General features: G+C 69.8%; 21 protein-coding genes and 1 pseudogene. 7 read left to right on the forward strand and 15 right to left on the reverse strand.

What is annotated here, in order from left to right:
* Nucleotides 1-158 precede the first annotated feature (158 nt).
* The 3 genes and pseudogenes from DEJ24_RS17405 to DEJ24_RS07745 all read right to left on the reverse strand — a co-directional run.
* Nucleotides 159-1,193 (reverse strand): annotated as a pseudogene (locus DEJ24_RS17405) (tyrosine-type recombinase/integrase); the annotation flags it as partial.
* Nucleotides 1,193-1,594: an ImmA/IrrE family metallo-endopeptidase gene (locus tag DEJ24_RS07740; protein WP_111078084.1), complete on the reverse strand. Its 402-nt coding sequence runs from the start codon at nucleotides 1,592-1,594 to the stop codon at nucleotides 1,193-1,195. The gene DEJ24_RS07740 and the pseudogene DEJ24_RS17405, both read right to left, overlap by 1 nt.
* Before the next feature lie 42 nt (nucleotides 1,595-1,636).
* Nucleotides 1,637-2,032: a helix-turn-helix domain-containing protein gene (locus DEJ24_RS07745; protein ID WP_146245956.1), complete on the reverse strand. Its 396-nt coding sequence runs from the start codon at nucleotides 2,030-2,032 to the stop codon at nucleotides 1,637-1,639.
* Nucleotides 2,033-2,100: 68 nt separating this feature from the next.
* Here DEJ24_RS07745 and DEJ24_RS07750 point away from each other — a divergent pair, with 68 nt between their 5' ends.
* Both DEJ24_RS07750 and DEJ24_RS07755 read left to right on the forward strand, forming a co-directional pair.
* Complete coding sequence (locus DEJ24_RS07750) at nucleotides 2,101-2,631, forward strand: phosphodiester glycosidase family protein (protein WP_111078088.1); 531 nt, start codon at nucleotides 2,101-2,103, stop codon at nucleotides 2,629-2,631.
* A 110-nt stretch (nucleotides 2,632-2,741) separates the two neighbouring features.
* On the forward strand, nucleotides 2,742-5,447 hold the full coding sequence (locus DEJ24_RS07755) for a CDP-glycerol glycerophosphotransferase family protein (protein ID WP_111078090.1): 2,706 nt from the start codon (nucleotides 2,742-2,744) through the stop codon (nucleotides 5,445-5,447).
* Between the two features lie 59 nt (nucleotides 5,448-5,506).
* Here the strand turns inward: DEJ24_RS07755 and DEJ24_RS07760 are convergent, their stop codons facing one another.
* The 6 genes from DEJ24_RS07760 to DEJ24_RS07780 form a co-directional block, all read right to left on the reverse strand.
* Complete coding sequence (locus DEJ24_RS07760) at nucleotides 5,507-7,201, reverse strand: DUF563 domain-containing protein (protein ID WP_111078092.1); 1,695 nt, start codon at nucleotides 7,199-7,201, stop codon at nucleotides 5,507-5,509.
* A 75-nt stretch (nucleotides 7,202-7,276) separates the two neighbouring features.
* Nucleotides 7,277-7,516 (reverse strand): hypothetical protein, encoded by a 240-nt coding sequence (locus DEJ24_RS16575; RefSeq protein ID WP_146245957.1) that lies wholly within the window; start codon nucleotides 7,514-7,516, stop codon nucleotides 7,277-7,279.
* 280 nt (nucleotides 7,517-7,796) lie between these two features.
* Entirely contained in the window at nucleotides 7,797-9,194 is a 1,398-nt protein-coding gene (locus tag DEJ24_RS07765) for a hypothetical protein (protein ID WP_111078094.1), read from the reverse strand.
* The gene (locus tag DEJ24_RS07770; RefSeq protein ID WP_111078096.1) at nucleotides 9,175-10,509 is read right to left on the reverse strand and encodes a hypothetical protein; all 1,335 of its coding nucleotides are present in this window, start codon (nucleotides 10,507-10,509) and stop codon (nucleotides 9,175-9,177) included. Before DEJ24_RS07770 ends, DEJ24_RS07765 begins: the two co-directional genes overlap by 20 nt.
* Nucleotides 10,510-10,785: 276 nt before the next feature.
* Nucleotides 10,786-11,817 carry an aldo/keto reductase gene (locus DEJ24_RS07775; protein ID WP_111078098.1) on the reverse strand — a complete coding sequence of 344 codons (1,032 nt, stop codon included), beginning with the start codon at nucleotides 11,815-11,817 and terminating at the stop codon, nucleotides 10,786-10,788.
* Between the two features lie 270 nt (nucleotides 11,818-12,087).
* Nucleotides 12,088-12,885, reverse strand: a complete 798-nt coding sequence (locus tag DEJ24_RS07780; protein WP_111078100.1) for an alpha/beta fold hydrolase — start codon at nucleotides 12,883-12,885, stop codon at nucleotides 12,088-12,090.
* 35 nt (nucleotides 12,886-12,920) lie between these two features.
* Between DEJ24_RS07780 and DEJ24_RS07785 the strand changes: the two genes are divergently transcribed.
* The gene (locus tag DEJ24_RS07785; protein WP_111078102.1) at nucleotides 12,921-13,685 is read left to right on the forward strand and encodes an NAD(P)H-hydrate epimerase; all 765 of its coding nucleotides are present in this window, start codon (nucleotides 12,921-12,923) and stop codon (nucleotides 13,683-13,685) included.
* A gap of 11 nt (nucleotides 13,686-13,696) precedes the next feature.
* Here DEJ24_RS07785 and DEJ24_RS07790 read toward each other — a convergent pair whose 3' ends face one another.
* Nucleotides 13,697-14,638, reverse strand: a complete 942-nt coding sequence (locus DEJ24_RS07790) for a 2-deoxy-5-keto-D-gluconate 6-phosphate aldolase domain-containing protein (RefSeq protein ID WP_111078104.1) — start codon at nucleotides 14,636-14,638, stop codon at nucleotides 13,697-13,699.
* A 143-nt stretch (nucleotides 14,639-14,781) separates the two neighbouring features.
* Here DEJ24_RS07790 and DEJ24_RS07795 point away from each other — a divergent pair, with 143 nt between their 5' ends.
* Nucleotides 14,782-15,675 carry a neutral zinc metallopeptidase gene (locus tag DEJ24_RS07795; RefSeq protein WP_111078106.1) on the forward strand — a complete coding sequence of 298 codons (894 nt, stop codon included), beginning with the start codon at nucleotides 14,782-14,784 and terminating at the stop codon, nucleotides 15,673-15,675.
* 37 nt (nucleotides 15,676-15,712) lie between these two features.
* Here the strand turns inward: DEJ24_RS07795 and DEJ24_RS07800 are convergent, their stop codons facing one another.
* A complete protein-coding gene (locus DEJ24_RS07800) occupies nucleotides 15,713-16,744 on the reverse strand; it encodes a thioredoxin domain-containing protein (RefSeq protein ID WP_111078108.1) in 1,032 nt (343 codons plus the stop codon).
* Between the two features lie 263 nt (nucleotides 16,745-17,007).
* Between DEJ24_RS07800 and DEJ24_RS07805 the strand changes: the two genes are divergently transcribed.
* Nucleotides 17,008-18,108: an ABC transporter ATP-binding protein gene (locus DEJ24_RS07805; RefSeq protein ID WP_111078110.1), complete on the forward strand. Its 1,101-nt coding sequence runs from the start codon at nucleotides 17,008-17,010 to the stop codon at nucleotides 18,106-18,108.
* A 145-nt stretch (nucleotides 18,109-18,253) separates the two neighbouring features.
* Complete coding sequence (locus DEJ24_RS07810) at nucleotides 18,254-19,540, forward strand: DUF4032 domain-containing protein (RefSeq protein WP_111078112.1); 1,287 nt, start codon at nucleotides 18,254-18,256, stop codon at nucleotides 19,538-19,540.
* A gap of 311 nt (nucleotides 19,541-19,851) precedes the next feature.
* On the opposite strand, the gene rlmB is transcribed toward DEJ24_RS07810, so the two are convergent.
* The 4 genes from rlmB to DEJ24_RS07830 all read right to left on the reverse strand — a co-directional run bounded on the left by rlmB (nucleotide 19,852) and on the right by DEJ24_RS07830 (nucleotide 24,172).
* The gene (rlmB, locus tag DEJ24_RS07815) at nucleotides 19,852-20,871 is read right to left on the reverse strand and encodes a 23S rRNA (guanosine(2251)-2'-O)-methyltransferase RlmB (protein ID WP_111078114.1); all 1,020 of its coding nucleotides are present in this window, start codon (nucleotides 20,869-20,871) and stop codon (nucleotides 19,852-19,854) included.
* A 28-nt stretch (nucleotides 20,872-20,899) separates the two neighbouring features.
* Complete coding sequence (gene cysS, locus DEJ24_RS07820; RefSeq protein ID WP_111078116.1) at nucleotides 20,900-22,309, reverse strand: cysteine--tRNA ligase; 1,410 nt, start codon at nucleotides 22,307-22,309, stop codon at nucleotides 20,900-20,902.
* A gap of 74 nt (nucleotides 22,310-22,383) precedes the next feature.
* Nucleotides 22,384-23,631 (reverse strand): 2-C-methyl-D-erythritol 2,4-cyclodiphosphate synthase, encoded by a 1,248-nt coding sequence (ispF, locus tag DEJ24_RS07825; RefSeq protein ID WP_111078200.1) that lies wholly within the window; start codon nucleotides 23,629-23,631, stop codon nucleotides 22,384-22,386.
* A gap of 58 nt (nucleotides 23,632-23,689) precedes the next feature.
* On the reverse strand, nucleotides 23,690-24,172 hold the full coding sequence (locus tag DEJ24_RS07830) for a CarD family transcriptional regulator (RefSeq protein ID WP_017888066.1): 483 nt from the start codon (nucleotides 24,170-24,172) through the stop codon (nucleotides 23,690-23,692).
* A 188-nt stretch (nucleotides 24,173-24,360) separates the two neighbouring features.
* Between DEJ24_RS07830 and DEJ24_RS07835 the strand changes: the two genes are divergently transcribed.
* The gene (locus DEJ24_RS07835; RefSeq protein ID WP_146245958.1) at nucleotides 24,361-24,948 is read left to right on the forward strand and encodes a hypothetical protein; all 588 of its coding nucleotides are present in this window, start codon (nucleotides 24,361-24,363) and stop codon (nucleotides 24,946-24,948) included.
* Nucleotides 24,949-24,994 lie beyond the last annotated feature (46 nt).

A 24,994-nucleotide genomic window follows, 5' to 3' on the forward strand; every position in this document is an offset into this window, starting at 1 on the left:
AGTCCGGGGCCTCTTCGTCGTTCCGGGCACGGAAACGTACCGCTATCCGTCGCCCAACCGGTCGAGCAGGTCACGGACGTCGGGCCCTTGTGCACGTGTCCCGTGTAGTGGTCGCGCGTCCAGCGGGTTTCGACGTGCCCGAGCTGCTGCGCGGCAGCATCGAGGTCTTGGCCGTCCCGGATCATCGTTGCCACCGTCTTCCGGCAGGTGTACGGCACGAGCGAGTCCGGGTAGTCGTGCGCCTCTCGGAACGCCCGCCACTGCGTGCGCATGTTGTTCGGCGACCGCAGCGTCCCGACGGTCGAGGGGAACACCCACTCCGTCTGCGCCTCAACGTGGCGGCGCAGCAGCATGCGGACCGCGAAGGGCGGGAGTGAGAGCGTGCGGAAGCCGGCCGCGGTCTTCGTCTTCGGCTGGCGACGCAGCCCCTCGCCGCGGACGTGCACGGCGGTAGAGGCGATGGTGACGGTCGGCACGTCGGCGGCGAGGTCTATGTCGCCCCACTGCAACGACATGAGCTCACCGGTCCGGACGCCGGTGGCGAGCAGCATGTCGACCACGTCCGCGAGCTCTGTCGTCCACTGTCGGCCGCCGCGGTCCTTGCTGGCATCCCAAGCGCGGAGCTGCGCGCGGAGGATGATGACGTCTTCCCGGCTGATCGTGTGGATGACGCCGCGTACGGTTGCAACGTTCTCGGTCTCTCGGACGGGGTTCATGGCGGCGGCGCCGTGGCGGACGGCGAGCGAGAACATCCCCATCAGCACGACGCGGCAGAGGGCGGCGGTGGCCTTGCCGATGTTCTCCTCGTCGGCGACGAGGTGCCGGTCGACGACGGGCACAGTGACCTCGCGGATGCGGAGCTCCCCGAGCGCCGGCCGGACGTGGTTCTTGATCGTGCGCCGGTAGACGTCGAGGGTGCCGGTGGCCTTCTTCCCGAGCAAGGTGTCGTACCAGCGGTCCGCGAGGATCGATACACGCGCTTCGGCGCTGAGGTCGGCGCCGTGGAGGCGGACGCGGTCGCGGAGGTGCTCGACGAGGGCGTCTTTTGCCTTCTGCCGGGTCGTCCCGGTACGGCGGACCTGCCGGGTGACGCCGTCGAAGTCGCGGAACCGGGCAGACGCCGACCAGTTCCCGGCCTTGCCGGTGGCGCTGATGCTTCCCCAGGTGCCGAGGACGAGCGGCGGGCGGGCCATCAGGCGAGGAACGGACGGCGCCCGGCGTAGGTGCGTTCACCTAGCCGCTGCAGGACGTGCCGGCGGAAGGCGTAGACGACGTCGGGTGTCACGTTGAGCTCCTCGGCGATGTAGTGGGCGTCGGCGCTGATCCGCTCGAGCGCCGCGTAGTCCTCGGGATGCACGAGCAGGGTGGCCGCGTAGGTGTCCGCCTGGCGCTCGAGCAGGCTGGTCGGGCCCTGGTCGCAGGTGTGCCCGTAGTAGACGTGCCCGAGCTCGCGGGCGAGTACGGAGCGACGCTCGGAGGGAGTGAGCCCGAGGTCAAGGTAGACGCGCCCCTCGAGGGGGCTATACCCGCCGAGGAGCCCGTCGGGCATGTGCGTGAGCACGACGCGCACCCCCAGACCGGCGGCGCGCTCCATCAGTTCTCTCAATCGTGGCCCCCACGTAGAGCGCGCGGGCGGTTACTCCGCGTGCGGCTGGTCCGACTTCTTCTGGCCCCGCTTGGCGGCGAGGTCGAAGTTGGTCTGTGCGAGGTGCTCCGTGTCGAGGTCGACGTCGAAGTCCTCAGCTTCGTCATCCTGCGAGGCGGCGGTGACATTCACGCGAGCGGCGACGGTCTGCTCGGCGTCGAGGAGGATCTCGCGGACGTCGGCGCCGAGGAATGCGGAGGCGCGGAAGATCTGGTCGATGTCCCAGTGCTTGGCACCGGCGAGCATCCGGGAGAGCTGCGAGGCAGAAACGCCCATGGCGTTTGCGAGCACCTGCTGCTCCACGCCTCGTCGGACCATGAGGCCCTTGATGATGGCCGCGGTTTCCTTGGTCAGGTCACTGGGCTCGGGGCGCGCAATTGCTGGCATGAGTAGGAACCTATCAGTTTTGGAAAGTTGTCCGCACGTCCGGGCACCGGGGTTGCCATAATGACACGGTGGCCCTCGCCGTCGCTGGGGGCTGCTACAACGCCTCTACGTTTGACGGCGGCGGTTCGTCTCAGATGTACGTCGGCGGGTTCTACGCAATCCCGTCGTCAGACGACGCGGCCGGTTACGACGGCACGGTCGGTCGACGGAAGGTGGGCGACTGCTTCCTCGTGAACGGCGTGCTCGCCACCGCGGCCGTAGACACGGGGTGGAGGACGCTGCCCCTGCGCTCGGGGTACGTCGCGTACGACGCGAACAGCATCCCTCTCATCCGGCAGGTGAATGGCTCCATCGAGTTCCGTGGGATCGTGAAACCCGCGTCGGGCAACTTCCCGACGACCGACGCGATCGTCGCCGATCTGCCACCTCAGTTCCGGTTCAACGGCCCTTCAAAGGGCTTCACCGGTGCCGGCAACGGCGGGAACACTCGGAAAGTCTCGATCAACTCGGACTTCTCCGTCACGGTGTTCGGCAACTCGAACACCCCCACCTACATCACGCTCGACGAAGTGAAGTACGGCGCCGACACGATCTTCTGATCGCCCAGCCCCCGAGGCGCGTTCTTCGCGGCTCGGGGGCTTTCGTCGTTTGTGCGGACTCATAGACTGTCTCGGCGGCGCGCCCGAGCGCCGCTCATGAAAGGACCGACGTGACCGACTCCCGCGCCGACACGGCTGCCCCATTCCTGATATCCGCTGTCATTGCGACATACAACGTCGCGCGCTACCTTCCGCCGCTCCTCGCATCGATCGAGGAGCAGACCTACGGGTCTCGAAACGTGCAGTTCGTGTTCGTAGACGACGGGTCGACCGACGACAGCCTGGGGATCCTGCAGGAGTGGGCGAAGGGTCGCGAGGACCACGTCATCGTCCTGACGCAGCCGAACGCGTGGGTAGCTGAGGCTCGGAATACTGGTCTCGCGGTAGCTACCGGCGAGTGGGTGACGTTCACGGACCCCGACGACGTTCTGGACCCGGGCTACTTCTTCGAAGTCGAGAAGTTCATCCGCTACCACGGCCACCGTCGGGAGGTGAAAATCCTCGCTGCTCACCAGATGCGCCTGCTCGAGTCTGGTGAGGTGCTCGACAACCACCCTCAGCGGTACAAGTTCGCCCTTGGGACCCGCGTCGTGAATCTCGACGCGGAGCCCGTCATCCAGCTCAGCGTGAACTCGTCGTTCGTACGCCGCGAGCTCGTCGAGCAGCATGGGCTGCGGTTCGACGATCGTGTGCGTCCGAACTTTGAGGATGGCCACTTCCTCGCCCGATATATGCTTTTGACAGGTACGGAGCACCTCGCGGTCATGGCGTCTGCGAAGTACCTCTACCGGGTGCGCGGCGACGGGTCGTCGCTGCTTGAGAGCAGCTTCCGGTCGCGCGAGAAGTACGTGTCCGTCCTCCGCTACGGCTACCTCGACCTGCTCGAGACCGCTGAAACCCACGGGGGCGTCCCACGGTGGCTCGAGAACACGGTCCTGTACGACCTGTTCTGGTACTTCAAAGAGCAGCAGGCGATCCACTCGCTGACGGCTTCGGCGCCGGCGGACGTCTTCGATGAGTTCCACGAGCTCGTCCGTGAGATCAGGTCTCACATCGACGAGGATGCGATCCGCAGCTTCGACATGATGGGCCTGTCGTTCTCGGTTCGGGAGACGATCCTCCGGGCGTACACCGAGAACCGAATTCGCCACAACTACGTGATTCTGCGGCACGTAGACGAGTCGCGGCAGCTGGTGAAGATCTCGTACTGGTTCTCGGGTGAGATCCCGGACGAGCAGATCCGGCTGGACGGTGCCGACGTCGCACCGGTGCACGAGACGGTGCAGGACTACACCTTCTACGGTCGGGTGACCATCCGTCAGCGTCACCTATGGCTGAAGCGTGGCAAGCGGCTCACAATCCGGCTCGACGGTGTGCCGCAGCAGGTGGCCCGGTGGGAGCAGCAGGGGCATCCGGAAGGCTTGACCGCGAAGCAGATCGATCCGCGCATCGCGGGCCAGCGGCGGGAGGTCCGGGAGCGCTTCGATCCTCGCGGAGACACGCTGCAGCAGCGTGTTCGGAAGCAGCTCGGGAACTGGCGCCAGAGACAGTCTCGGAAGCTGAGTCGCGTGAGCCTCTACGACCAGCGGCTCGAGCTGACGCTTCGGAGCAAGTCAGTACAGGAACGCTTCGCTCATGCGTGGGTCTTCATGGATCGGGACACCGACGCGAACGACAACGCCGAGCACCTGTACCGGCACGTCGCCAAGCACCACCCCGAAATCAACGCGTGGTTCGTGCTGCGCAAGGAGTCGAAGGACTGGCCACGGTTGGAGGCGGAGGGTTTCCGCCTCGTCGAGTACGGCTCGTGGGACTGGAACCTCCTAATCCGTCATGCCGACCACCTCGCTTCCTCGCACGCGGACGCGTACGTAAATCAGCCGGTAAACCAGCGGCGCTACGGCCGACCGCGGTTTAAGTACACGTTCCTGCAGCACGGCGTTACGCAGGACGACATCTCGCGGTGGCTGAACTGGAAGCGGATCGACGTCTTCGTGACGACGACGCCAGCGGAGCACGAGTCGATCGCGGGGCACGGGCCGTACGCGTTCTCGGAGCACGAGGTGTTCCGCACGTCGATGCCCCGCTACGACCGGTTGTGGGAGAAGCGGCAGGCGGTCCCTGCTTGCGAGCATGACACGATCCTGGTGATGCCCACGTGGCGCGAGACACTGCTGAGCAAGCGCATCGGCAACTCCAACGAGCGCGGGAAGATCGCGAACTTCGCGCAGACGGAGTACGCGCAGCAGCTGACCGCGCTGCTGTCGTCGCCGCGGTTACGCGAACTGGCGAACCGCACCGGCCAAAAGCTGGCGTTCATGCCGCACCCAAACATGCGGCCGTATCTCGGGGACTTCAACCTGCCCGACTACGTGCAGGTGTGGAGTTTCGACACGCACCCAATCCAGGACATCCTCGCGAGGACGAGCGCGTTCGTCACGGACTATTCGTCACTCGCGTTCGACGTCGGGTTCCTCGACATCCCGATGGTCTACTTCCAGTTCGACGCGGAGTCGTTCTTCGAGGGCACGCACCTTCGCCGTCGGGGCTACTTCGACTACCAGCGCGACGGCTACGGCCCGGTCGAGTCCAACGCTGACGCCGTCGTCGATCAGCTCGCCACGATGGGTGATCGTGGCTATATCTCGGAGGAGACGTACCGGCAGCGGAGCGCTGAAGCGTTCCCGGACAGAGGACACGGCTCGGCAGCCGAGCGTGTTGTCGAAGCGATGTACTTCGTCGACAGCAAGCCGGTGCCGGCTCCCGTCCAGTTGCACGAGCCGAGTGCCCCCGGCGAGGCGAACGTCTCCCGTTGATCTCGAATAGGGGGCCTCACACCGATCCTGGTTGCGAGGCCCCCTATTCGTGCGTGCGGCTACTTCTCGGTGCGCGAGATCCCGTCGAGAAGCGCCTCGAGCGCTTCACCGTTCCGGCCATAGTCGAACTCCCACGGGGACTGGAATGCCTTGTTCGAGAAGCCGCCCTTCGGGTGCTTGACGTCGGAAGGTGACCAGAAGTAGTGGATCTCGTCAGCCGTCGAGGATGCAAAAAGCTGCTCGTTGCGCGCCGTGTACGACTCGTGAGTGAGCAGAATGACGTTCTTGATTTTGTCGTTGAAGAGCATGTTGAACATGCCCGAACCGGAGAAGCCGCCAATATTCTCGGCGTTGGCGAAAACGTTGACCTGCTCCCGGAAGGGCAGCGTCTCCGGGTAGACGATCTCGAAGCCGTGCGCTGCGAAGGTGAGCTCCACGTCCTCGACGTTCCGGCATGAGCGATTGCCGGGGACGTGCTTGCGTGAAATGAACACGTTCTTCGGACGGGAGTCGTCGTAGATGACGAGCCCATCGCGCAGCCGTTCCCAGACCTCGAGCACGCGCGGGTGGAAGTGGTACCACGCCGCGTTCTGCCAGAGCAGTGAGGGCGACGCGAACATGCCGACCCGGACGTTGCGGGTCTCCCACCGGATGTCTTCCTCGGCGATGCCGTAAGCGTGGAACAAGTCTCGCTCGTAGCGGGGTTCGTACTCCTCGTTTGGGACGCGGTAGAGGACCTTCAAGTCGGGGTAGGCGGCCTTGGCTGCGTCCCAGCCCCAGAGCTTCGGGACGGTCTCGGTCATAACGTGGCCGAAGTGACCTGGGATCGACGACGACAGGTCGTAGTACTGACCCTCAAGGGGGTACGAGCGCCGTTCGGTGCCGTCGATGACGGCGTACTCGTGGTTAATGCTCTCCATCTTCTCGTTCGGCACATTGCTGACGCGGGGATGACGAAACGACGGGGGAAGGATCGTCTTGTCGGCGTAGGCGAGCATGTGGGAAGCGGCGACGACGGGGCCGTGGTAGACGCGGTTGCTGATCGGGTTGTACTTGATTGACGGGTTGAACATGCGCATCTGCGCACCGTGCTGGTGCGTCATGAGGCGTGACTCGTAGACGCCGCCGTCGATCTGCTCAAGGATCTCGATCGAGAGATCGGGGATCCGCGTCGGAAGGACGCTGTCCACGCTCTCCTCCTTGAGCTTCAGCCAATGGTCGTTGCCCTTGCCGGTGATCGTGTAGCCGTAGGCCTCGATCGAGATGCCGGCGGCAGCCTGTAGCGCGCGCGCCTCAGCCGGGGGCTTCCGATCGGCGGTCAAGGTAGCGATGCCCACTTCCCAGGCGGTCTCGACGAAGTCCTTCGGACTGACGTAGTAGCCCCCGCGGCTCAGCGTGAGGAAGAACTTCTGCCACCGGTTCATTCGGTCAAGCAGGTTCGTGGCGGCCTCGTCGATGATCGCCGCGAGCGGTGGGAGAGAGGTAAGGTGCGCGAGGATCGCGTCGGGGTTCGTGAGGCCTTGGTACTCCGCACCGTCGACATGAGGAAGGACGTCGTTTTCAGTGATCACGTGCAGTCGTCCATAGAAGGCGTCGCGCCAGTAGGCGAGCGTCTGGGGCGTGCGGGGGCCCGCGAAGAGGACGATCGGTCCGCCGATCGCGCGCATGCTTTCGGCATGCTCAGCGATGAAGCGCTCAATCTCGCTGGGCCGACGCAGCCAATTGACAGGGTTGAGGACGCCCGCTGTAGCCATGCTCAGGAGGCTATCTCACCTTCGAACTGCCGAAGGTGAGCAGCCGGCCTCGGAACACGCCGCGCACCCGGGCAGCTATGCGTGGGGATTCGCTGTGCGAGCGAATGCAGGGATTGCCTCATTCGCATAGTGCGAGCCGATCATGTACCCGTCTTCCCAGGCGGCACGGTCGAAGCCAGGATCCGCGTCCGGCACCCGCTGGTCGGCAGGCTCGTAGTTCAAGTCTCGTGGATCGGATGCCGTGGCCTCGAAGGCTTTTAGCGTGTCTGTGTGACCAGCTTCCCAGCCGTCGTTCCAGGTGCTCTTCGCGCTCACGTGCGGCAGTCTACGGGGCGGCGTCGGCGTCCTTCGAAAGGTCACGGGCCCATGGTCGCAGGACCCGCCGACGGGGGCACGGTTACTCACCGAATTGCATCGAAACCGTCCCCGCAGAACCATGGGGAGCAGCATCGATCGGACCGTTCCAAGTGATTCACAATCTGGGATCTTGCTAAGTGGCAAGTCACCCGTGATCGGTCAACTCGTGAACGGGGGTTGCGGGTTCAAGTCCCGCTGCCGGCCCTCAGGTCCACACGCGCGGTCCCCCGTCCCACGGTCACCGACGCTGCAGGTACTCGCACGTCAGCGTGACGGTCCACGGCGATCGGTCCGGCGACTGTCGGAGCAGCGCGGTCCCCCGCCCGTCGGCGCCGCGGCTCGCACACGTCGCACGCGCGGCGGGCACCTGCGACGTGATCGTCGGGCCGTCGGACCGGGTGGCGTGGCCGGTGTCGTGGACGTTGACCACGAGCGGGACCGCGACCGCCAGGGCGACCACGACGGCCGCGCCGCGACGGGCCCGTCCTCGGCGCCGGCCCCGATCCGGCACACGAGCACGGCGCGGGCCCGACAGCGCGTCGGCGGTGACCACCAGTGCGAGCAGCAGGAACCCGGAACTCACCGTCGCGTAGCGGATCGTCCCGGAGTGCGCGACGTGGTCCGCCACACCCTCGGTGAACGCGAACGCGCCGGCCGGGGTGACCAGGAGCGCGGCCGACCAGAGCGCCGCAGCCCCGAGGACCGTCGCGGGGACGAGCCACCGGTGCACCACACCGCCGCAGACGATGCCCGCCACGGCCACCGCGACGCAGACGGCGGTGAGCACGACGATCGGGGTCATCCCCGAGGCGCTGATCAGGTCGCCCACCGACCCGAGGCGGGTGGTCCACACCGTGGTCAGCGGGACGGTGACGAAGCCGACGACGACGTCCGCGAACGTCACGGGTGTCGCCGACCCGTAGCTGATCGACGGACGGGGGTACTGCACCGCCGTGACGACCTGCGCGGCGCCGGCCAGGAGGAACGCGGCGGCGACCGGCCACTTCTCGCGTCGGCGGATCCCGGCGAGGAGCAACGGGGCGAAGAGCAGCGCCTGCGTCTCGCTGAGCACGACGACGGCGACCAGGACGGCGGTCGCGGCCGAGGTCCACCAGGACCGCGGCACGACCAGGAGGACGACGGGGACCAGGAGCAGCAGGAACGAGTGCAGGTTGTTCATCGTCCCGAGTGCCTCACGTGGCGCGGTCGGGATCAGCGGGGGCACGGCCGCGAGCAGGAACGGTGCCACCGGGCTCCGCAGCATCGTGCGCCCGTACAGGTACAGCAGCGCGCTCACGGCACCGACCACCGCGCACGAGAGCAGCGTGACCGTCTGGGCGAGGTGCTCCGGGCGGGCGATCGTGCTGCTGATCGCGGCGACGAGGCGCGGGACGACCTGCAGGTAACCGCCGAACGGTCGGAAGAGGGTGGCACCGAACCCGTCGACCATGTCCGCGGAGACGAAGTCCCGGCCGTCCTCTGCCCACAGCGTCGCCCGTTGCACCGGGTCCAGGCGGAACCAGGCGGTGGCCGTCGCGAGCACCAGCACGACCAGTGCGACGAGCGCGGCTCGGATCGGGCGGTCGGCTGGGGACGGGCGGTCGGCCCGGGACGGGCTAGTGCTCGAGCCGAGCACAGGGCACCTCTGCCGTCCACAGGCGCGGGCGCGGCGACGCCTCGATGCGCACCGTCCCGTCCGGGTCGGCTGAGCAGACGGCCGCGCCCTGTCGCTGCACCTGGGTGGACCAGACCGGCCCGTCGGCCCGTCGGGTCTCGGCGTCGACGTTGAGGACCCCGGCGGCGACGACGCTCGCGACGAGGACCCAGCCGAGCACCGGCAGCACCACACGGCCGCGGCCGATGCAGACGTCCGCGGCGACGACGACCGCGGCCAGCAGGAACATCGACGCCGCGGCGGCGTACCGGTAGGGGCCGAACCGCTGGAACGAGGCCTCGTTCCACTCCGCGAACATGCTCGGGACGGCGTTCACCCGCAGGGCAGCGACCCAGAGCACGGCGGGCGCGGCACCGAGCGCGACGATCATCCACCGGCTCGCTCCTCGTCGTCGCACCAGTCCGAGGACGAGCACCGCCAGCACCACGACCGCCGGCACGACGACGACCCACCACCCGAGTTGCACGATCGTGACCCCGACCTCCCGCACGTCCCCGTTCCACGAGCCGGCGACGGGTTGCGCGAGGAACCCGGCGGCGATGTCGAGCGGACTCGCGTCGCTCGGGGTCCGCGGACGCGGCGCCTGGAGGGTCGTGGCGGCCTGCGCGACGAGCCCCAGGAACGCGGCGGCCACGACCGGGACACCCCGGCGGCTCCGGAACCCGAACAGGAAGAGCGGCACGAAGAGGGCCGCCTGTATCTCGGTCAGGGTGATGGCGAGCGCGGCGACGGCCAGGCTCGCGCTGCTCCACCAGGACCGCGGCCGGAACGCGAAGACCCAGGGCGCCAGGAAGAGCAGGTACCAGTGCAGGTTCGCGGTGTTGCCGGCGATCTCGACGACACCCATCGGCGCGATCGCGGGCACGACCGCCAGGAGCGCCCGGAGCGGTGCCGACCGGACGACGTCACGCGCCAGGACGAACACGGTCGCGCTGACGATGCCGATCACGCAGCAGGACAGCGCCGTGACGACCATCGCGTAGTCCTGGATCGGCCAGAGCGCGACGGCCGCGTCCACCACGATCCGCGGGACCAGGTGCAGGTAGCCGCTGTACGGGTGGAGCAGCGACGGCACGGCGCCGAGCTCCAGCCGTTCGTTGAGGAAGACGCCGGAGTCCTCGGCCCAGGCGATCCCCCGGGTCGGCCAGCCGAGCCGGTGCCACATCCACAGGCTCGAGGCGACAGCGAGCACGGCGGCGACGACCCACGTCAGGATCGGGTGCGTCAGGGCGCGCCGACGACGGGCGTCGACCGGGACGGGGGTCGTTTCGAGCACCTCAGGACGCTAGCAGCCGCCCGGACGCGAGGAGCCCCCGGGCACGAGCAGCACCGGGGCATGAGCAGAGCCCCGAGCGACCAGGTCGCTCGGGGCTCCGGCGCGGGTGGAACACGGATCAGGGGCGTTCCCGGCGCTCGGCGCGGTAACCAGCCGGCCGTGCGTCGATCCTGACATCCGCAGGACCACCGGGTCCACGCCGCCGGACGACATCAGCGGTTTCCCGCATCATCCAGCGGGCAGCACCGCCGGTCCGCGGTGCCCGGTGGCGCCGGTTCAGCGGCCGCCGCTGATCTTCCGCTCGCGCTGCGCGACGCCGGCCGTGCCGTACGGGTAGTCGTCCACCCGGGGTGCACTGGCGTCGGTGAGGGCCCGGAGCTCGGCGTCCTCGAGCACCAGGTCCGCCGCACCGAGGTTGTCCTGCAGCTGCTCAACCGTCCGGGCACCGAGGATGACGCTGGTCACGGCCGGGCGGGCGAGCAGCCAGGCGAGGGACACCTGGGATCGCGAGGCACCGTGCGCCTCGGCGACTCCGGACACCACGTCGAGAACCTGCCAGGTACGCTCGTCGGCGTTGCGGGCCTCCCACGCCTCCATGCCGCGCTTCGGGTCCTCCCCCAGACGCGTCGAGCCGGTCGGGGCCTCGTCACGCTGGTACTTGCCGGACAGCCAGCCACCGGCGAGCGGCGACCACGGCAGCAGGCCGATGCCGGCGTCGAGGCACGCGGGCACGACCTCGTGCTCGATGTCGCGGACGAGCAGGTTGTACTGCGGCTGCAGGGTGACGGGGGGCGCCCAGCCGTGCGCCTTCGCCTCGTAGACGGCCTTCGTGACCTGGTAGCCGAGGTAGTTCGAGAACCCGTAGGACCCGATCTTGCCGGCCGAGACGGCGTCGTCGAGGAAGCGCAGGGTCTCCTCGATCGGGGTCAGGGCGTCCCACGCGTGCATCTGGTAGAGGTCGATGTGGTCGACGCCGAGCCGCTCCAACGAGGCGTCGAGCGCGACGCGCAAGTGTCGGCGCGAGAGGCCGAGGTCGTTCGGACCGTCGCCCTGCGGGAAGCGGCCCTTGGTGGCGAGGACGACCTGCTGCGCCTCGGTGGGGTGTGCCTGGAGCCAGCGGCCGATGATGCGCTCGGACTCGTTGCCCGAGTACACGTCCGCGGTGTCGATGAAGGTGCCGCCGCCGGCCACGAAGGCGTCGATGATGGCGTGGGAGGTGGGTTCGTCGGCTTCGCTGCCGAACGTCATGGTGCCGAGGGTCAGCGATGACACCACTGTCCCGCTGTTGCCGAGGAGTCTGTGTTCCATGCGGCGGACGCTACGCCGCGCGGCCTCCGCAGCGGGAGGGCCCACGAGTACCCGTCAGCGACCGCCGGACAGGCCGTCCCCCGGGAACGCGATCGCCGCCTCCCGGAAGTGCCGCGACGTCGGGGCACGGAACCGATGTCACCGTGTGGTTCCGCGCCGACGTCAGCGACCGCCGGACAGGCCGTCCCCCAGGAACGCGATCGCCGCCTCCCGGAAGTGCCGCGACGTCGGGGCACCGAACCGATGTCACCGTGTGGTTCCGCCCCGACGTCAGCGACCGCCGGACAGGCCGTCCCCCAGGAACGCGATCGCCGCCTCCCGGAAGTGCCGCGACGTCGGGGCATTGAAGTGGTTCCGCCCCGGGATCTCGAAGAAGGTCGCGTGCGGCGCCGTGTCGGCGAGCCGCAGCGCACTGTCCTTGATGCCGTCCGCACTGCCCGCGGCGAGCAGCAGCGGCTGTGTCGGCGCGTTCTCGGGCGTCGGCTCGATGCTGTCCCGCATCCCCTCGACCATCGCGACGAGCGCACGGAGGTCGTTGCCCTCGATCCCGGCCGCCATGGTCAGGTACCCGTCGGTGACGCGGTCCGTCACCGGCGTGCTGTCCGTGATGAACGCCCGGGCCTGGTCGACGCGCACGCGCCGCATCGGGTCGGCGTCCGGGATCCCGCCGAGCACGGCGCGGGAGATCCGGTCGCTCATCCGTTCGGCGGTGTGCCAGCCGACGCGGGCGCCGAGCGAGTACCCGAGGAACGCGACGTCGTCGAGCAGGTACGTGTCGATGACGGCGGTGACGTCGTCGACCAGCAGGTCCATCGAGTAGCTGTGCGGCTCGTGTGGTTTCCCGCTGGCGCCGTGGCCGCGCTGGTCGAACGCGATCACCCGGCGTCCGGCGCGGACCAGGTCGCGGGTCCACCCGGAGGCGTGCCAGTTGAGCAGCGCTCCGGAGGCGAACCCGTGCACGGCGACGACCGCTGGCGCGTCCGGGTCACCGAAGTCGTAGGTGGCGAGCGGCAGGCCGTCCGGGGACATGACCACCCGGGGGCGGGGCGCTTCGGGGACGAGTGACATGGCCTGCCCAGGGTACCGGGGGCACAGTGGCTGGCATGGACGGCTACGGCGGCGATCAGATCCGTGCGGCGGAACGACCGCACCTGGAGGCGGGCGAGCCTCTGATGCAGCGGGCCGCGGACGGGTTGGCGACGATCGTCGGCGATCTGCTCGACGACCCGGCGGTGCGTCCGGGTGACGGTCCCGGGTCGGTGCTGGTCCTCGCCGGCAGCGGCGACAACGGCGGTGACGCCCTGTTCGCGGGTGCGCGCCTGGCGGCGGCCGGGAGGCGCGTCACGGTCCTGCGCGTCGGCTCACGTGTCCACGAGGCGGGCCTGGCAGCGGCTCGCGAGGCCGGGGCGCACCTCCTGGAGGACCCGGTCGCTGACGGGTCGTCTGGTTCCGCAGCGGGTGCTGCGGACATCCTGCACGCGGCGACGCCCCCGGTCGGTGAGCGGCTGGCGCAGATCGCCCGCGAGGCCGCGCTCGAGGCGGACCTGGTCCTCGACGGCGTCCTGGGCATCGGCGGTGGCGGCCCCCTGCGGTCGCCGGCACGGGAGGTCGTGGCGGGCCTCCGCGAGTTGGCGCGGGAACAGCGGGCGCCGTTCGTGGTGGCGGTGGACGTGCCGAGTGGGATCGACGTCGACACCGGCGGCATCGCGGACGACCACGTGCTGCACGCGGACGTCACCGTGACGTTCGGCGGGGTGAAGGCCGGGCTGCTCCGGGGCCCCGCGGCGACGCTCGCCGGACGGATCGAACTCGTCGACGTCGGGATCGGTGCGGACCTGGCGGCGGTGGAGCCGCTGATCCGCACCTGACCCGTCCCGCGTCAGAACGCGCCGGCGTCGACCCCGTGCTCGACGCCGCCACGGGCCTCCAGCCAGGTGTCGACGAAGTGCCGGTAGTTGGCGGCGATGAGCTGCTCGGCCGCCTCGGTGTCCAGGTGCTCGCGGACCACGTCCTCGAGCGGCTCCTCCCAGTTGCTCCGGCCGATCGCGAACCCGACGAAGCCGTCGACCGGTGCAGCCGTGCGCAACCACGCGTCGAGCTGCTCCTCGGGGGCGTCCCGGCCGAGGACGATGCACTGCACGCTGTCGCGGCCACCGCGGCGGGCGGTCGCGACGACGCGTTCGGCGTCCTCTCGACGGTCCAGGCCCTCGAGCTTCCAGACGTCCGCCTCGACCCCGTGGTCCTGCAGGAACTCGAGCACCTGGACGACGAGGTCCGGGCGGAGGTCCCGGTCGTAGTCGTCCACCGATGCCGTCTGCTCGTCGGTGCCCGGCACGAGGAGTTCCACGAGGAACGGGCGACCGGCGTCGTGCAGGGTGGCCGCGACGTCGGCGAGCGCGCGAGCCTGCTGCTCACGGGAGTCGGCGTCGAACGCGGGGTTGTCCCGGACCAGCACCTTCACCCAGTCCGGGTCGAACGCGTCGACGTGCGCGACCCAGTCGTCGCCGTACTCCAGTTCGAACCACTCGCGGCCGGATCGTTCGATCGGCATGGCGAGCTGCAGCCCGGCTTCCTTGACCAGTCGGGCGACGTCGGCGCCGTACAGCTCGTCGACCAGCACGCCGGTGCGCTCCCGGGAGGCTCCTGCGGCGAGAGCGGTGAGGACCCCGCGGTAGACGAGCTGCTTGCCGGCGCGGACCCGTTCGGCCTCGGCCTCGTCCGCGGGCTCACCCGAGTCCTCGTCGTACGTGTGCTTGAGGAGCGAGGACCGCTGGTCCATCGCGAGGAGGAACAGGGGGTGGGTCTCGTCGAGGATCGGCATGTGCCCCGGTCTACTCCGTCGGCTCTCCCCGTCGGTTCGGGTCCGGACGGTTCCGGGCGGCGCCGTGGTTCCGGGCGGCGTCGTGGTTCCGGGCGGCGTCGTGGTTCCGGGCGGCGTCGGCCGATCGTCCGTACGTTCGGAGCATGACGTTCAACGACGACACCCGGCTGCAGGGCGGCAAGGTCAAGCGCCGCGGGCGCAACACGGCCATCGGCGGCGGCGCGGTCGGCGTCACCGCGATCGTGGTGTTCCTCATCGCGCAGTTCACCGGCGTCGACATCGGCGGGTTGGTCGGCGGCGGGAGCGGTCTCACCCCGATCCAACAGGGCGGCGTCGAGGCCACACCGATCGCCGAGTGCCAGACCGGCCGTGACGCCAACGCCGACGTCGAGTGCCGGATGGAGGGCGCCGCCGAGTCACTCGACGCCTACTGGAGCGCCGAGTCGCAACAGCTCGGGACGTCCTACTCGACGCCCGACTTCTTCCTGTTCGACGGGTCGACCGACACCGGGTGCGGCACCGCGTCGGCGGCGACCGGGCCGTTCTACTGCCCGCCGGACCGGGCGATCTTCCTGGACACCGCGTTCTACGACGACCTGAAGTCGACCTACGGGTCCTCGGGCGGTCCACTCGCGCAGATGTACGTCGTCGCGCACGAGTGGGGCCACCACGTGCAGCAGCTCCAGGGCACCTTCGCCGACACCGACCGGAGCGGCACCGGCGCCTCGTCCGGCAGCGTCCGCGTCGAGCTGCAGGCGGACTGCTACGCCGGGGCGTGGGTGGGGGACGCGGCGACCACGAAGGCGGCCGACGGTTCGACGTTCTTCGAGCCGGTGACCCGCGCCCAGATCGCCGATGCCCTGTCCGCCGCGAGCGCCGTGGGTGACGACAGCATCCAGGAGAAGGCGACCGGTCAGGTCGACCCCGACTCGTTCACGCACGGGTCCAGCGCGCAGCGACAGCGGTGGTTCGAGCGCGGCTACGAGCGCGGTGCGACGAGCTGCGACACCCTGAGCGTTCCCGGCTCGTCGCTCTAGGTCGGGCGGCCGAGCGGCCGGCCGGTCGGTCGGTCGGTCAGTCCGAGGTGGCGGACGCGGACGGGGTCTCCGACGACGAGCTGCTCGGCGTCGGGGTCGGGGTCGGGGTGGACTCGGTGCTGCCGGCGGCCCCGACCACGAACGTGCGGAACTCGTCGTTCGTCGACGCGGTCGTGTACTGGTACTGCTGACCGTTGACGAGCACCAGCGGGGTCCCCGGGAAGGTCGTCAGGTCGGAGCCGGGGATGTCCCCACCGGTCACCGCGGTGGTGCGCTCGTCGACCCACTTGCCGTAGCGCTGGTCGTCGATGCAGGACTCGATCGTGGAGCCGTGCCGGACACCCGGGACGCTCGTGATCACCGAGGCGAGCTGCTCGTCCGTCAGGCCCGGCGTGCCCTCTTCCGGCTGCTTCGCGAACAGGGCCTTGTTCACGGCGAAGAACGAGTCGGGGGACTCCTGCGCCACGCAGGCCGCCGCGTTCGCCGCACGGAGCGAGTACTTCGTGCCCTGCGAACGGTTCGACAGGATCGCGACGGGGTGGATGTCGATCGTCGCGGCCCCCGAGTCGACCAGGCCCTCGATGTACTCGCTGTTCGTCGACTCGAACGCGCCGCAGATCGGGCAGAGGTAGTCGACGTACAGGGTGATCCGCACGGGGTCCGCCGAAGCGGTCTCCCCCGCGGACGGCCCGCTCGACGCGGCGCCCGGCTCGACGGCCTTCAGACCGGTGCTGATGGTGATGCCGCCGTCGGCCATCGTGTCCGGGCCGGGGCCGGCGGGACGCGAGGAGTTCACGAGGACGAGCGTCACGATGGTGGCGGCGGCGACGAGCACCACGCCGAGTCCGATCTGCAGCCCCAGTCGAGCACCACGCTGGCGGCGCTTCTGCTGGGCTCGGGTGCGCTGGGCTCGCTCGCGGGCAGCGGCACGACGCGCGTTCCGTTCGGCACGAGCGGCACCGGCGCGGTCCTCGCGAGCGCCGTCGTCACGAGCACGGTCATCGCGAGCACGGTCACCGCGAGCATCGTCGTCACGAGCGCGGTCGTCACCTTCAGGGCGGTTGGTCATCGTGCGGCTGTCCTCCTGGTCGGTGTCCGCTCGGCCTCCCCCCGGTCGGCGGACGGACCCGCCGATTGTAGTGGCGGCCGATGGGAACCAGCCAACCAGCAGGGAACGCCCCGGTGACCGGCAGCTGCGCACTGGCGCCGGTCCGCGAACTCGTGTTGTATGAGCAGCGATGGTCGACGGCGACCATCCGCCGGCCCTCGCGGGTCGTCGCTTCACTACGGATCGTCCGGCACGTACCTGCCGGTGGAGAGGACCGAACGCTCATGGCGTCCGTCACCTATGACAAGGCAACCCGTCTGTACCCCGGAGGCAACCGCCCCGCGGTGGACTCCCTCGACCTGGACGTCGCCGACGGCGAGTTCCTCGTCCTCGTCGGCCCCTCGGGCTGTGGCAAGTCCACGTCCCTGCGCATGCTCGCCGGCCTCGAAGAGGTCAACTCCGGCGCCATCCGCATCGGCGACCGCGACGTCACCGACGTCCCGCCGAAGGACCGCGACATCGCGATGGTGTTCCAGAACTACGCGCTGTACCCGCACATGACCGTCGCCGAGAACATGGGCTTCGCGCTCAAGATCGCCGGCATCGGCAAGGAAGAGCGCGCCACCCGCGTGCAGGAGGCAGCCAAGCTGCTCGACCTCGAGCAGTACCTCGGCCGCAAGCCGAAGGCGCTCTCCGGTGGTCAGCGTCAGCGCGTCGCGATGGGCCGCGCGATCGTCCGTCAGCCGCAGGTGTTCCTCATGGACGAGCCGCTGTCGAACCTCGACGCCAAGCTCCGCGTCCAGACCCGTACCCAGATCGCGTCGCTCCAGCGTCGTCTCGGCGTCACGACCGTCTACGTCACGCACGACCAGACCGAGGCGCTCACCATGGGCGACCGCATCGCGGTCCTCAAGGACGGCATCCTGCAGCAGGTCGGCACCCCGCGCGACCTGTACGAGAAGCCGAACAACGTGTTCGTCGCCGGCTTCATCGGTTCGCCCGCGATGAACCTGCTGCCGGCCTCCGTGGTCGAGGGTGGCATCACCTTCGGGTCGCTCAACCACCCGATCGACCGCGACACCCTGTCGAACGCCCGCTCGGGTGCCGTCACGGTGGGTGTCCGCCCCGAGGACATCATCGTGTCCCAGTCCGGTGAGGGCCTGCCCGTCACGGTCGACGTCGTCGAAGAGCTCGGCGCCGACGGCTACCTCTACGGCCACGCCGACGTGAACGGCACGCGCACCGACATCGTCACGCGCGTCGACGGTCGCAACCACCCCTCGATCGGTGACACGATCGTCGTGAGCCCGAAGCAGGGTCACGTGCACGTGTTCGACGCCGAGTCGGGCGAGCGCCTCGACGACAAGGCCGTCATCAGCGCCTGATCCACACCACCGGGAGCCCGCCAGCCGCCGCACCAGGCGGGTGGCGGGCTCCCGCCGTTCCCCCTGCGGGACGGGAGGCGCGGGTGCGGGCCCGCACCGCGCCTCCCGTCCCGCAGACCCACCGCCGAGCACCTGAGGACCCGTCGTGCCCGACTCCATGACCATCACCGCCGCCACCGTCGACCCCGGCCTGCTCGACCTGCCGTGGGACCTGCCCCTCGAGGCCTGGCCGGACGAGACGATCGTCGCGCTGCCGAAGGGCATCTCACGGCACCTGGTGCGGTTCGTGCACCTGAGCGGGTACGTCGTCGCGGTCAAGGAGACCAGCGCCGAACTGGCCCGGTCCGAGTACGACATGCTCCGCACCCTGCAGCGGATGGACGTGCCCTGCGTCGACCCGGTCGCGGTCATCACGAACCGCGTCGGTCGTGAGGGTGAGGCCCTCCAGCCCGTCCTCGTCACCCGGCACCTGCGTTTCTCGCTCCCCTACCGCGCCCTGTACTCGCAGACGCTGCGACCCGACACCGCCACGCGGCTCGTCGACGCGCTCGCGCTCCTGCTCGTCCGCCTGCACGTCATCGGCTTCTACTGGGGTGACGTCTCGCTGTCGAACACGCTGTTCCGGCGGGACGCCGGCTCGTTCGCGGCCTACCTGGTCGACGCCGAGACCGGCAAGCTCTACCCGGGCGGCCTGTCGAACGGGCAGCGTGAGAACGACCTCGAGGTCGCCCGCGTCAACATCGCCGGGGAGCTGCTGGACCTCGAGGCCGGCGGACGGCTCGACGAGAACGCCGATCCGGTCGACGTGTCGAACCGGATCGTGGCCCAGTACCGCACCCTCTGGACCGAGCTCACCGGCCCCGAGCAGTTCGACGCCGGCGAGCGCTGGCGGATCAACGACCGGGTCGAACGCTTGAACGCGCTCGGCTTCGACATCGAGGAGTTGTCGATCCGCACGGCCGAGGCCGGCGCCCAGGTCCGCATCCAGCCGAAGGTCGTCGACGCCGGGCACCACCAGCGCCGACTGCTGCGCCTGACCGGGCTCGACGCCGAGGAGAACCAGGCCCGACGACTGCTCAACGACCTGGACGCCTACCGGGCGCGGAACGGCCGCGAGGAGCTCGACGAGGAGATGGTCGCGCACGAGTGGGTCTCGCGCGTGTTCGAGCCCGTCGTCCGTGCGATCCCCCGGGACCTGCGCGGGCGACTCGAACCGGCCGAGGTGTTCCACGAGCTGCTCGAGCACCGGTGGTTCATGTCCCAGCAGGAGGAGCGTTCGGTCTCCCTGCCCGAGGCCACCACCGCGTACATCAACGACGTGCTGCGGCACCGCCGGGACGAGCGCACCCTGATCAACCCGCCGACGTCGTCGATCGCGCTGCCCCTGGACGACGACGAGGACGACGTCGACGACTGGCGCGCGTCGGTCTGAGTCGCGGTCGCACGACGTGCCGCCGGTGCAGCGCCGAGGTCGCAGAACGTGCCGCCTGCCGACCGGAGAGACGACAGAACGTGCGACGTCGGCACGCGGCCGTCCCGGGCGAGCCCGAGGTCGCGAGACATGGCGAGCGCTCGCTGCCGAGGTCGCAGAACCTGCCGCCTCCCGGCCCGCCGGGCGGCAGGACGTGCGACTTCGGCGACGGGTTCGCGGGCGACGGCGCCGGCCGGCGGGCAGACGGACGGGAGGCCCGGTGCCGGTCTCGTGGACCGGCACCGGGCCTCCCGGGTGTCGTCTGGTGCGCGCTACGCGGAGCGACGGCGCCGCGCGACCTCCCACAGGGTGACGCTCGCGGCGATGCCGGCGTTGAGCGACTCCGTCGCGCTGGAGATCGGGATCGACACGATCGCGTCGCACGTCTCGGTGACCAGGCGGGACAGGCCCTTGCCCTCGGAACCGACGACGATGACGATCGGCCGGTCGGCAAGTGCCAGGGCGTCGAGCTCGACGTCGCCGTCCCCGTCGAGTCCGAGCACGAACAGGCCCATCGACTTCAGCGACTTGAGCGTCTGCGTCAGGTTCGGGGCCATCGCGACGGGCGTGCGCGCAGCGGCACCGGCCGAGGTCTTCCACGCCGACGCGGTCACACCGACCGAGCGACGCTGCGGCACGATGACACCGTGCCCGCCGAACGCCGCCGTGGAGCGGATGATCGCTCCGAGGTTGCGCGGGTCGGTGATGCCGTCGAGGGCCACGAGGAGCGGCACCTGGTCGCGGGAGAACGCTCGCTCGACCAGGTCCTCGGACACGGCGTACTCGTACGCCGGCACCTTGAGCGCGACGCCCTGGTGCACGCTGTCGTGCCCGGTGATGCGGTCGAGCTCCGGGCGCATGATCTCCATGATCGGCACACCCCGGTGGTTGGCGAGCGTCAGGATCTCCTTGACGCGGTCGTCGACCTCGATGCGGGCGGCGACGTAGAGCGTCGTCGACGGCGTCTTCGTGCGGAGCGCCTCGAGCACGGAGTTGCGTCCGGTCACGAGCTCGCTGTCGTCGGTCTTCCGCGCCGGCGGACGACCGCCGGTGCGGGTCTGCGGTGCCGACGCACTGCTGCCACCGCGACGCGTGCGGGCCGCTTCGAACCGCTCCTTGGCGGCCTTGCGCTTGCCGGCCGGGTGGTACGGGCGGTCCTCGGCCTTCGGGGTCGGCTTGCGACCCTCGAGCGCCTGGGCACCCTGGCCGCCGGAGCCGACCTGCTTGTTGCCCTTGCGGCCGGCACGGACAGCGCCCGGACGACCCTTCTTGCTCCCCGAGACGTTCTTCATGCAGTTCTCCTGTTCGGCACTGCCGTGTTCAGGCGATGCTCCAGCGTGTTCCGGACGGTGTGTCCTCGATCGTGATGCCCGCGCCTGCGAGATCGTCCCGGACGCGGTCGGCCGTGGCGAAGTCCCGTGCGGCCCTGGCGTCGGCGCGCTCCTGTACGAGGCGTTCGACGAGGGCGGCGAGCGGTGCTGCGGAGGTGTCGTGCGCACCACCCGACCAGTGCGGTGCACGCGGGTCGATGCCGAGCACCTCGACCATCGCAGCCACCTGATGGTACGCGACCCCGAGCGCTTCCGCATCGTCGGCGTCGAGAGCGGCGTTGCCGGACCGGACGGTCTCGTGCAGCACCGCCAGCGCCTGGGGTACCGCGAGGTCGTCGTCCATGGCGTCGGCGAACCCCTGCGGAACGGCCGGAGCGTCGCTCAGCCGGACGCCTTCGAGGCGCGTGGCGGCCCGTGACAGGAAGCCGTCGATGCGGTCGAGTGCGGCTTCGGCCTCGGCCAGGGACCCGTCGTGGTGGTCGATCGTCGATCGGTAGTGCGCGGCACCGAGGAAGTAGCGGACGACGACCGGACGTGCGGACTCGAGGAAGTCGGCGGCGAAGATCGAGTTGCCGAGCGACTTCGACATCTTCTGCCCCCCGACGGTCACGAGCCCGTTGTGCAACCAGTGCGACGCGAAGGCGTCCCCGGCAGCGGTCGACTGCGCCAGTTCGTTCTCGTGGTGCGGGAAGCGGAGGTCGAGGCCACCGCCGTGGATGTCGAACGCGGGCCCGAGGTAGCGCCGGGACATCGCGGAGCACTCGATGTGCCACCCGGGACGACCCGCACCCCACGGGGAGTCCCAGCTCGCGGTCGAGGGCTCCCCCGCCTTGCTGCCCTTCCAGAGTGCGAAGTCCCGGGCATCACGCTTGCCCCGGGGATCGGCGTCGGTGGCGTCGACCATGTCGTCACGTCGCTGTCGGGTGAACGCGCCGTACTCCGGCCAGCTCGCAGTGTCGAAGTACACGTCACCACTGTCGTCGGCGGCCGGGTAGGCGTGCCCGCGCTCGATCAGCCGCGTGATGATGTCCTGCATCTGCGGGATGCTCGCGGTCGCGCGGGGCTCGTACGTCGGCGGCAGGATGCCGAGTGCCGTGTACGCGGCGGTGAACTCGAGCTCGACGCGGTACGCCCGCGCCCACCACGGTTCGTCGGTGCCCGCGGCCAGGTCGAGGACCTTGTCGTCGATGTCCGTGACGTTCCGCACCAGGGTCACGCGGTACCCGCGGTGGCTCAGCCAGCGACGCCAGATGTCGTAGACCAGCGCGGACCGGAGGTGCCCGATGTGCGGCGACGACTGCACCGTCGGGCCGCAGACGTAGATGCTGACCTGTCCGTCGACCAGGGGCACGAGGTCGACGACGTCGGCGGCGCGGGAGTCGTACAGGCGAACAGTCACGCGACAAGCCTAGAGGGCCACACCCGCGGTGACACGGGGCCACTCGGAGCCTGTGGAGAACGGGCCGACGGGTCTCAGAGCGCGGGCGCGACGGCGCCGGCAGACCGGACGACTGCCGTCGCGATCGCGCAGAGCCCCTCACCCCGCCCGGTGAAGCCCAGGCCGTCGGTCGTCGTCCCGGACACCGCCACGGGAGCGCCGACCGCGGCGGCCAGGGCGTCCTGCATCTCGTCACGACGGGCACCGATGCGCGGGCGGTTGCCGATCACCTGGACGGTGACGCGGACGGGCTCGAGTCCGGCACCCTGCAGGAGTGCGACGGCACCGCGCACGAAGACGTTCCCGGCGGCGCCGGCGAAGACCGGGTCGGCGGTGCCGAACCGGCTGCCGATGTCCCCGAGGCCACCGGCCGAGAGCAGGGCGTCGCACACCGCATGGGCGACGGCGTCCCCGTCGCTGTGCCCGGAGAGGCCGGGCTCGCCGGGGAAGTCGAGCATGCCCACACGGCACGGCACGGCGGGGTCGAAGGCGTGCACGTCGACACCCAACCCGACACGTACGTCGGACCCGACCGGGACGTCCGACCCCGCCCGCCCGTCGAGCGTGCGGGCAGCCGCTCGTTCGGCGACGACGGCCTCGGCCCGACCGAGGTCCCACCGCGTGGTGATCTTGAACGCGTCCGCGTCGCCCGGCACGGTGCGGACGACACCGCCGGCTGCCTGGAACACCCCGGCGTCGTCGGTCTCTGCGCGCTCCGCGACGGCGTACGCCCGACGGAGTGCCGCGAGCGGGAAGCCCTGCGGCGTCTGCACCCCGACCAGTGCCGAACGGTCGACGGTCTCGACGACGACGTCGCCGGCGACGCGCTTCACGGTGTCGGTGACCGGCAGCGCCGGCACCACGCCGACACCACCCTGCGCCGGCCCGTCCGCCGAGCCGCCGGCGACCGCGGCGAAGACCCGCTCGAACTGCGACGCCGGGGTGAGGCACCGCGCGGCGTCGTGCACGAGCACGGTCTCGACGGAGTCCGGCAGCACGGCCAGCCCGGCCTGGACCGAGGCGTGGCGATCCGCGCCTCCCGGCACGACCGACGTGAACGCCGCAGCCGCACCGGCCACGTCGGCGACGAGGGCACGGCACTCGTCCATCCGGTCGGACGGTGCGACGACGACCACGAGGGTCGGCTCTCCGAGGGTCAGGACGGTCCGCAACGCGCGGACCAGCATGCGCTCCCCGGCGACGGGGACGAACGCCTTTGCGGTGCCGATGCCGAGACGGGTGCCGGACCCTGCCGCAACGACGACGACCGCACGGGCTGCCAGAGCTTGGCTCTGCGCCGGTGCGGTCGTCGTGTCGTTCGTGGTGGTGCTCAAGCGGGCGTCAGGACGCGAGGACCTCGTCGAGGACGGTCGAAGCCTTGTCCTCGTCGGTCTTCTCGGCCAGGGCCAGCTCGGAGATGAGGATCTGGCGCGCCTTGGCCAGCATCCGCTTCTCACCCGCGGAGAGGCCGCGGTCCTGATCGCGGCGCCACAGGTCGCGGACGACCTCGGACACCTTGATGACGTCACCCGAAGCGAGCTTCTCGAGGTTCGCCTTGTAGCGACGCGACCAGTTGGTGGGCTCTTCGGTGAACGGTGCCCGGAGGACCTCGAACACCTTGTCGAGCCCTTCCTTGCCGATCACGTCGCGGACGCCGACCAGGTCGACGTTGTCCGCCGGGACCTCGATCGTCAGGTCACCCTGCGTCACCCGAAGCTTCAGGTAGACCTTTTCCTCGCCCTTGATGACGCGAGTCTTGACTTCAGAGATGGTTGCCGCCCCGTGATGGGGGTAGACGACGGTCTCGCCGACCTCGAATTGCATGTATCAGGCTCCGTTCCCAGGCATCCAGTTTACCACAGGGGACGTTCGGGTAAGGGGGGCCTGACCCCGACGGCCTGCGCGGGACCCGCCCGGGCGCTGCCCACCCTGACCTCCGACCCGACCGGGGCCTGGGTAGGATGATCGCCAGGACCGCTCGGTCCACCATCGTGAACTTCCGGAGGAACCTCTTGCGAGCTCGGGTACTCGTGTCCGTCGCCGTCGCTGCGACCATCGCGTTCGGTGCGAGCGGCTGCGAGTTCTTGTCGCCGTCCCGCACCCAGGAGATCCGTCAGATCACCGACGGTGTCGATGTGTCCACCGGCACGATCGACGTGCGGAACGCCCTGCTCATCTCCGACAGCGGGAAGGACGCCCGGTTCGTCGGGACGCTGGTCAACACCGGCGACGACGACCGCACCGTCACGCTCGAGGTGGACGGCGACGACCAGACCGTCGAGGTCGCCGGCAACTCGACGACCGTCCTCGCGGACGACGGCGAGCACGACACGGTCGACTTCGACGACGTCAGCGTGAAGCCCGGCTCGCTCGTGAAGATGTACTTCTCCTACGACGGTGCCGAGGGCGCCTCGGCCACGGTGCCGGTCCTGACGAGCGGGCAGGAGCAGTACCAGACGCTCGCGCCGAGCCCCACCCCGACGTCGACGCCGACCTCGCCGTCGAACAGCGGTAGCGAGCCGACCGGCGGCGCCTCGGCTCCGGGCACGCAGAGCGGCTCGCAGACGGACTCCTCCGAAGGCGACAACGGCACGAACTGACCGCGGCGCGCCGTGCACGACGGCACGGTGCAGCAGCGCCCGACGG

This window comes from Curtobacterium sp. MCPF17_001 (genome assembly GCF_003234615.1).
GTDB lineage: Bacteria > Actinomycetota > Actinomycetes > Actinomycetales > Microbacteriaceae > Curtobacterium.

Excerpts from the sequence above, each read along its gene's own strand:
- DEJ24_RS07740 (WP_111078084.1), bottom strand. The coding sequence starts at position 1,594 with ATGGAGCGCGCCGCCGGTCTGGGGGTGCGCGTCGTGCTCACGCACATG.
- DEJ24_RS07745 (WP_146245956.1), bottom strand. The coding sequence starts at position 2,032 with ATGCCAGCAATTGCGCGCCCCGAGCCCAGTGACCTGACCAAGGAAACC.
- DEJ24_RS07760 (WP_111078092.1), bottom strand. The coding sequence starts at position 7,201 with ATGGCTACAGCGGGCGTCCTCAACCCTGTCAATTGGCTGCGTCGGCCC.
- DEJ24_RS07775 (WP_111078098.1), bottom strand. The coding sequence starts at position 11,817 with ATGGAACACAGACTCCTCGGCAACAGCGGGACAGTGGTGTCATCGCTG.
- DEJ24_RS07780 (WP_111078100.1), bottom strand. The coding sequence starts at position 12,885 with ATGTCACTCGTCCCCGAAGCGCCCCGCCCCCGGGTGGTCATGTCCCCG.
- DEJ24_RS07785 (WP_111078102.1), top strand. The coding sequence starts at position 12,921 with ATGGACGGCTACGGCGGCGATCAGATCCGTGCGGCGGAACGACCGCAC.
- DEJ24_RS07790 (WP_111078104.1), bottom strand. The coding sequence starts at position 14,638 with ATGCCGATCCTCGACGAGACCCACCCCCTGTTCCTCCTCGCGATGGAC.
- DEJ24_RS07795 (WP_111078106.1), top strand. The coding sequence starts at position 14,782 with ATGACGTTCAACGACGACACCCGGCTGCAGGGCGGCAAGGTCAAGCGC.
- DEJ24_RS07800 (WP_111078108.1), bottom strand. The coding sequence starts at position 16,744 with ATGACCAACCGCCCTGAAGGTGACGACCGCGCTCGTGACGACGATGCT.
- DEJ24_RS07805 (WP_111078110.1), top strand. The coding sequence starts at position 17,008 with ATGGCGTCCGTCACCTATGACAAGGCAACCCGTCTGTACCCCGGAGGC.
- rlmB (WP_111078114.1), bottom strand. The coding sequence starts at position 20,871 with ATGAAGAACGTCTCGGGGAGCAAGAAGGGTCGTCCGGGCGCTGTCCGT.
- DEJ24_RS07830 (WP_017888066.1), bottom strand. The coding sequence starts at position 24,172 with ATGCAATTCGAGGTCGGCGAGACCGTCGTCTACCCCCATCACGGGGCG.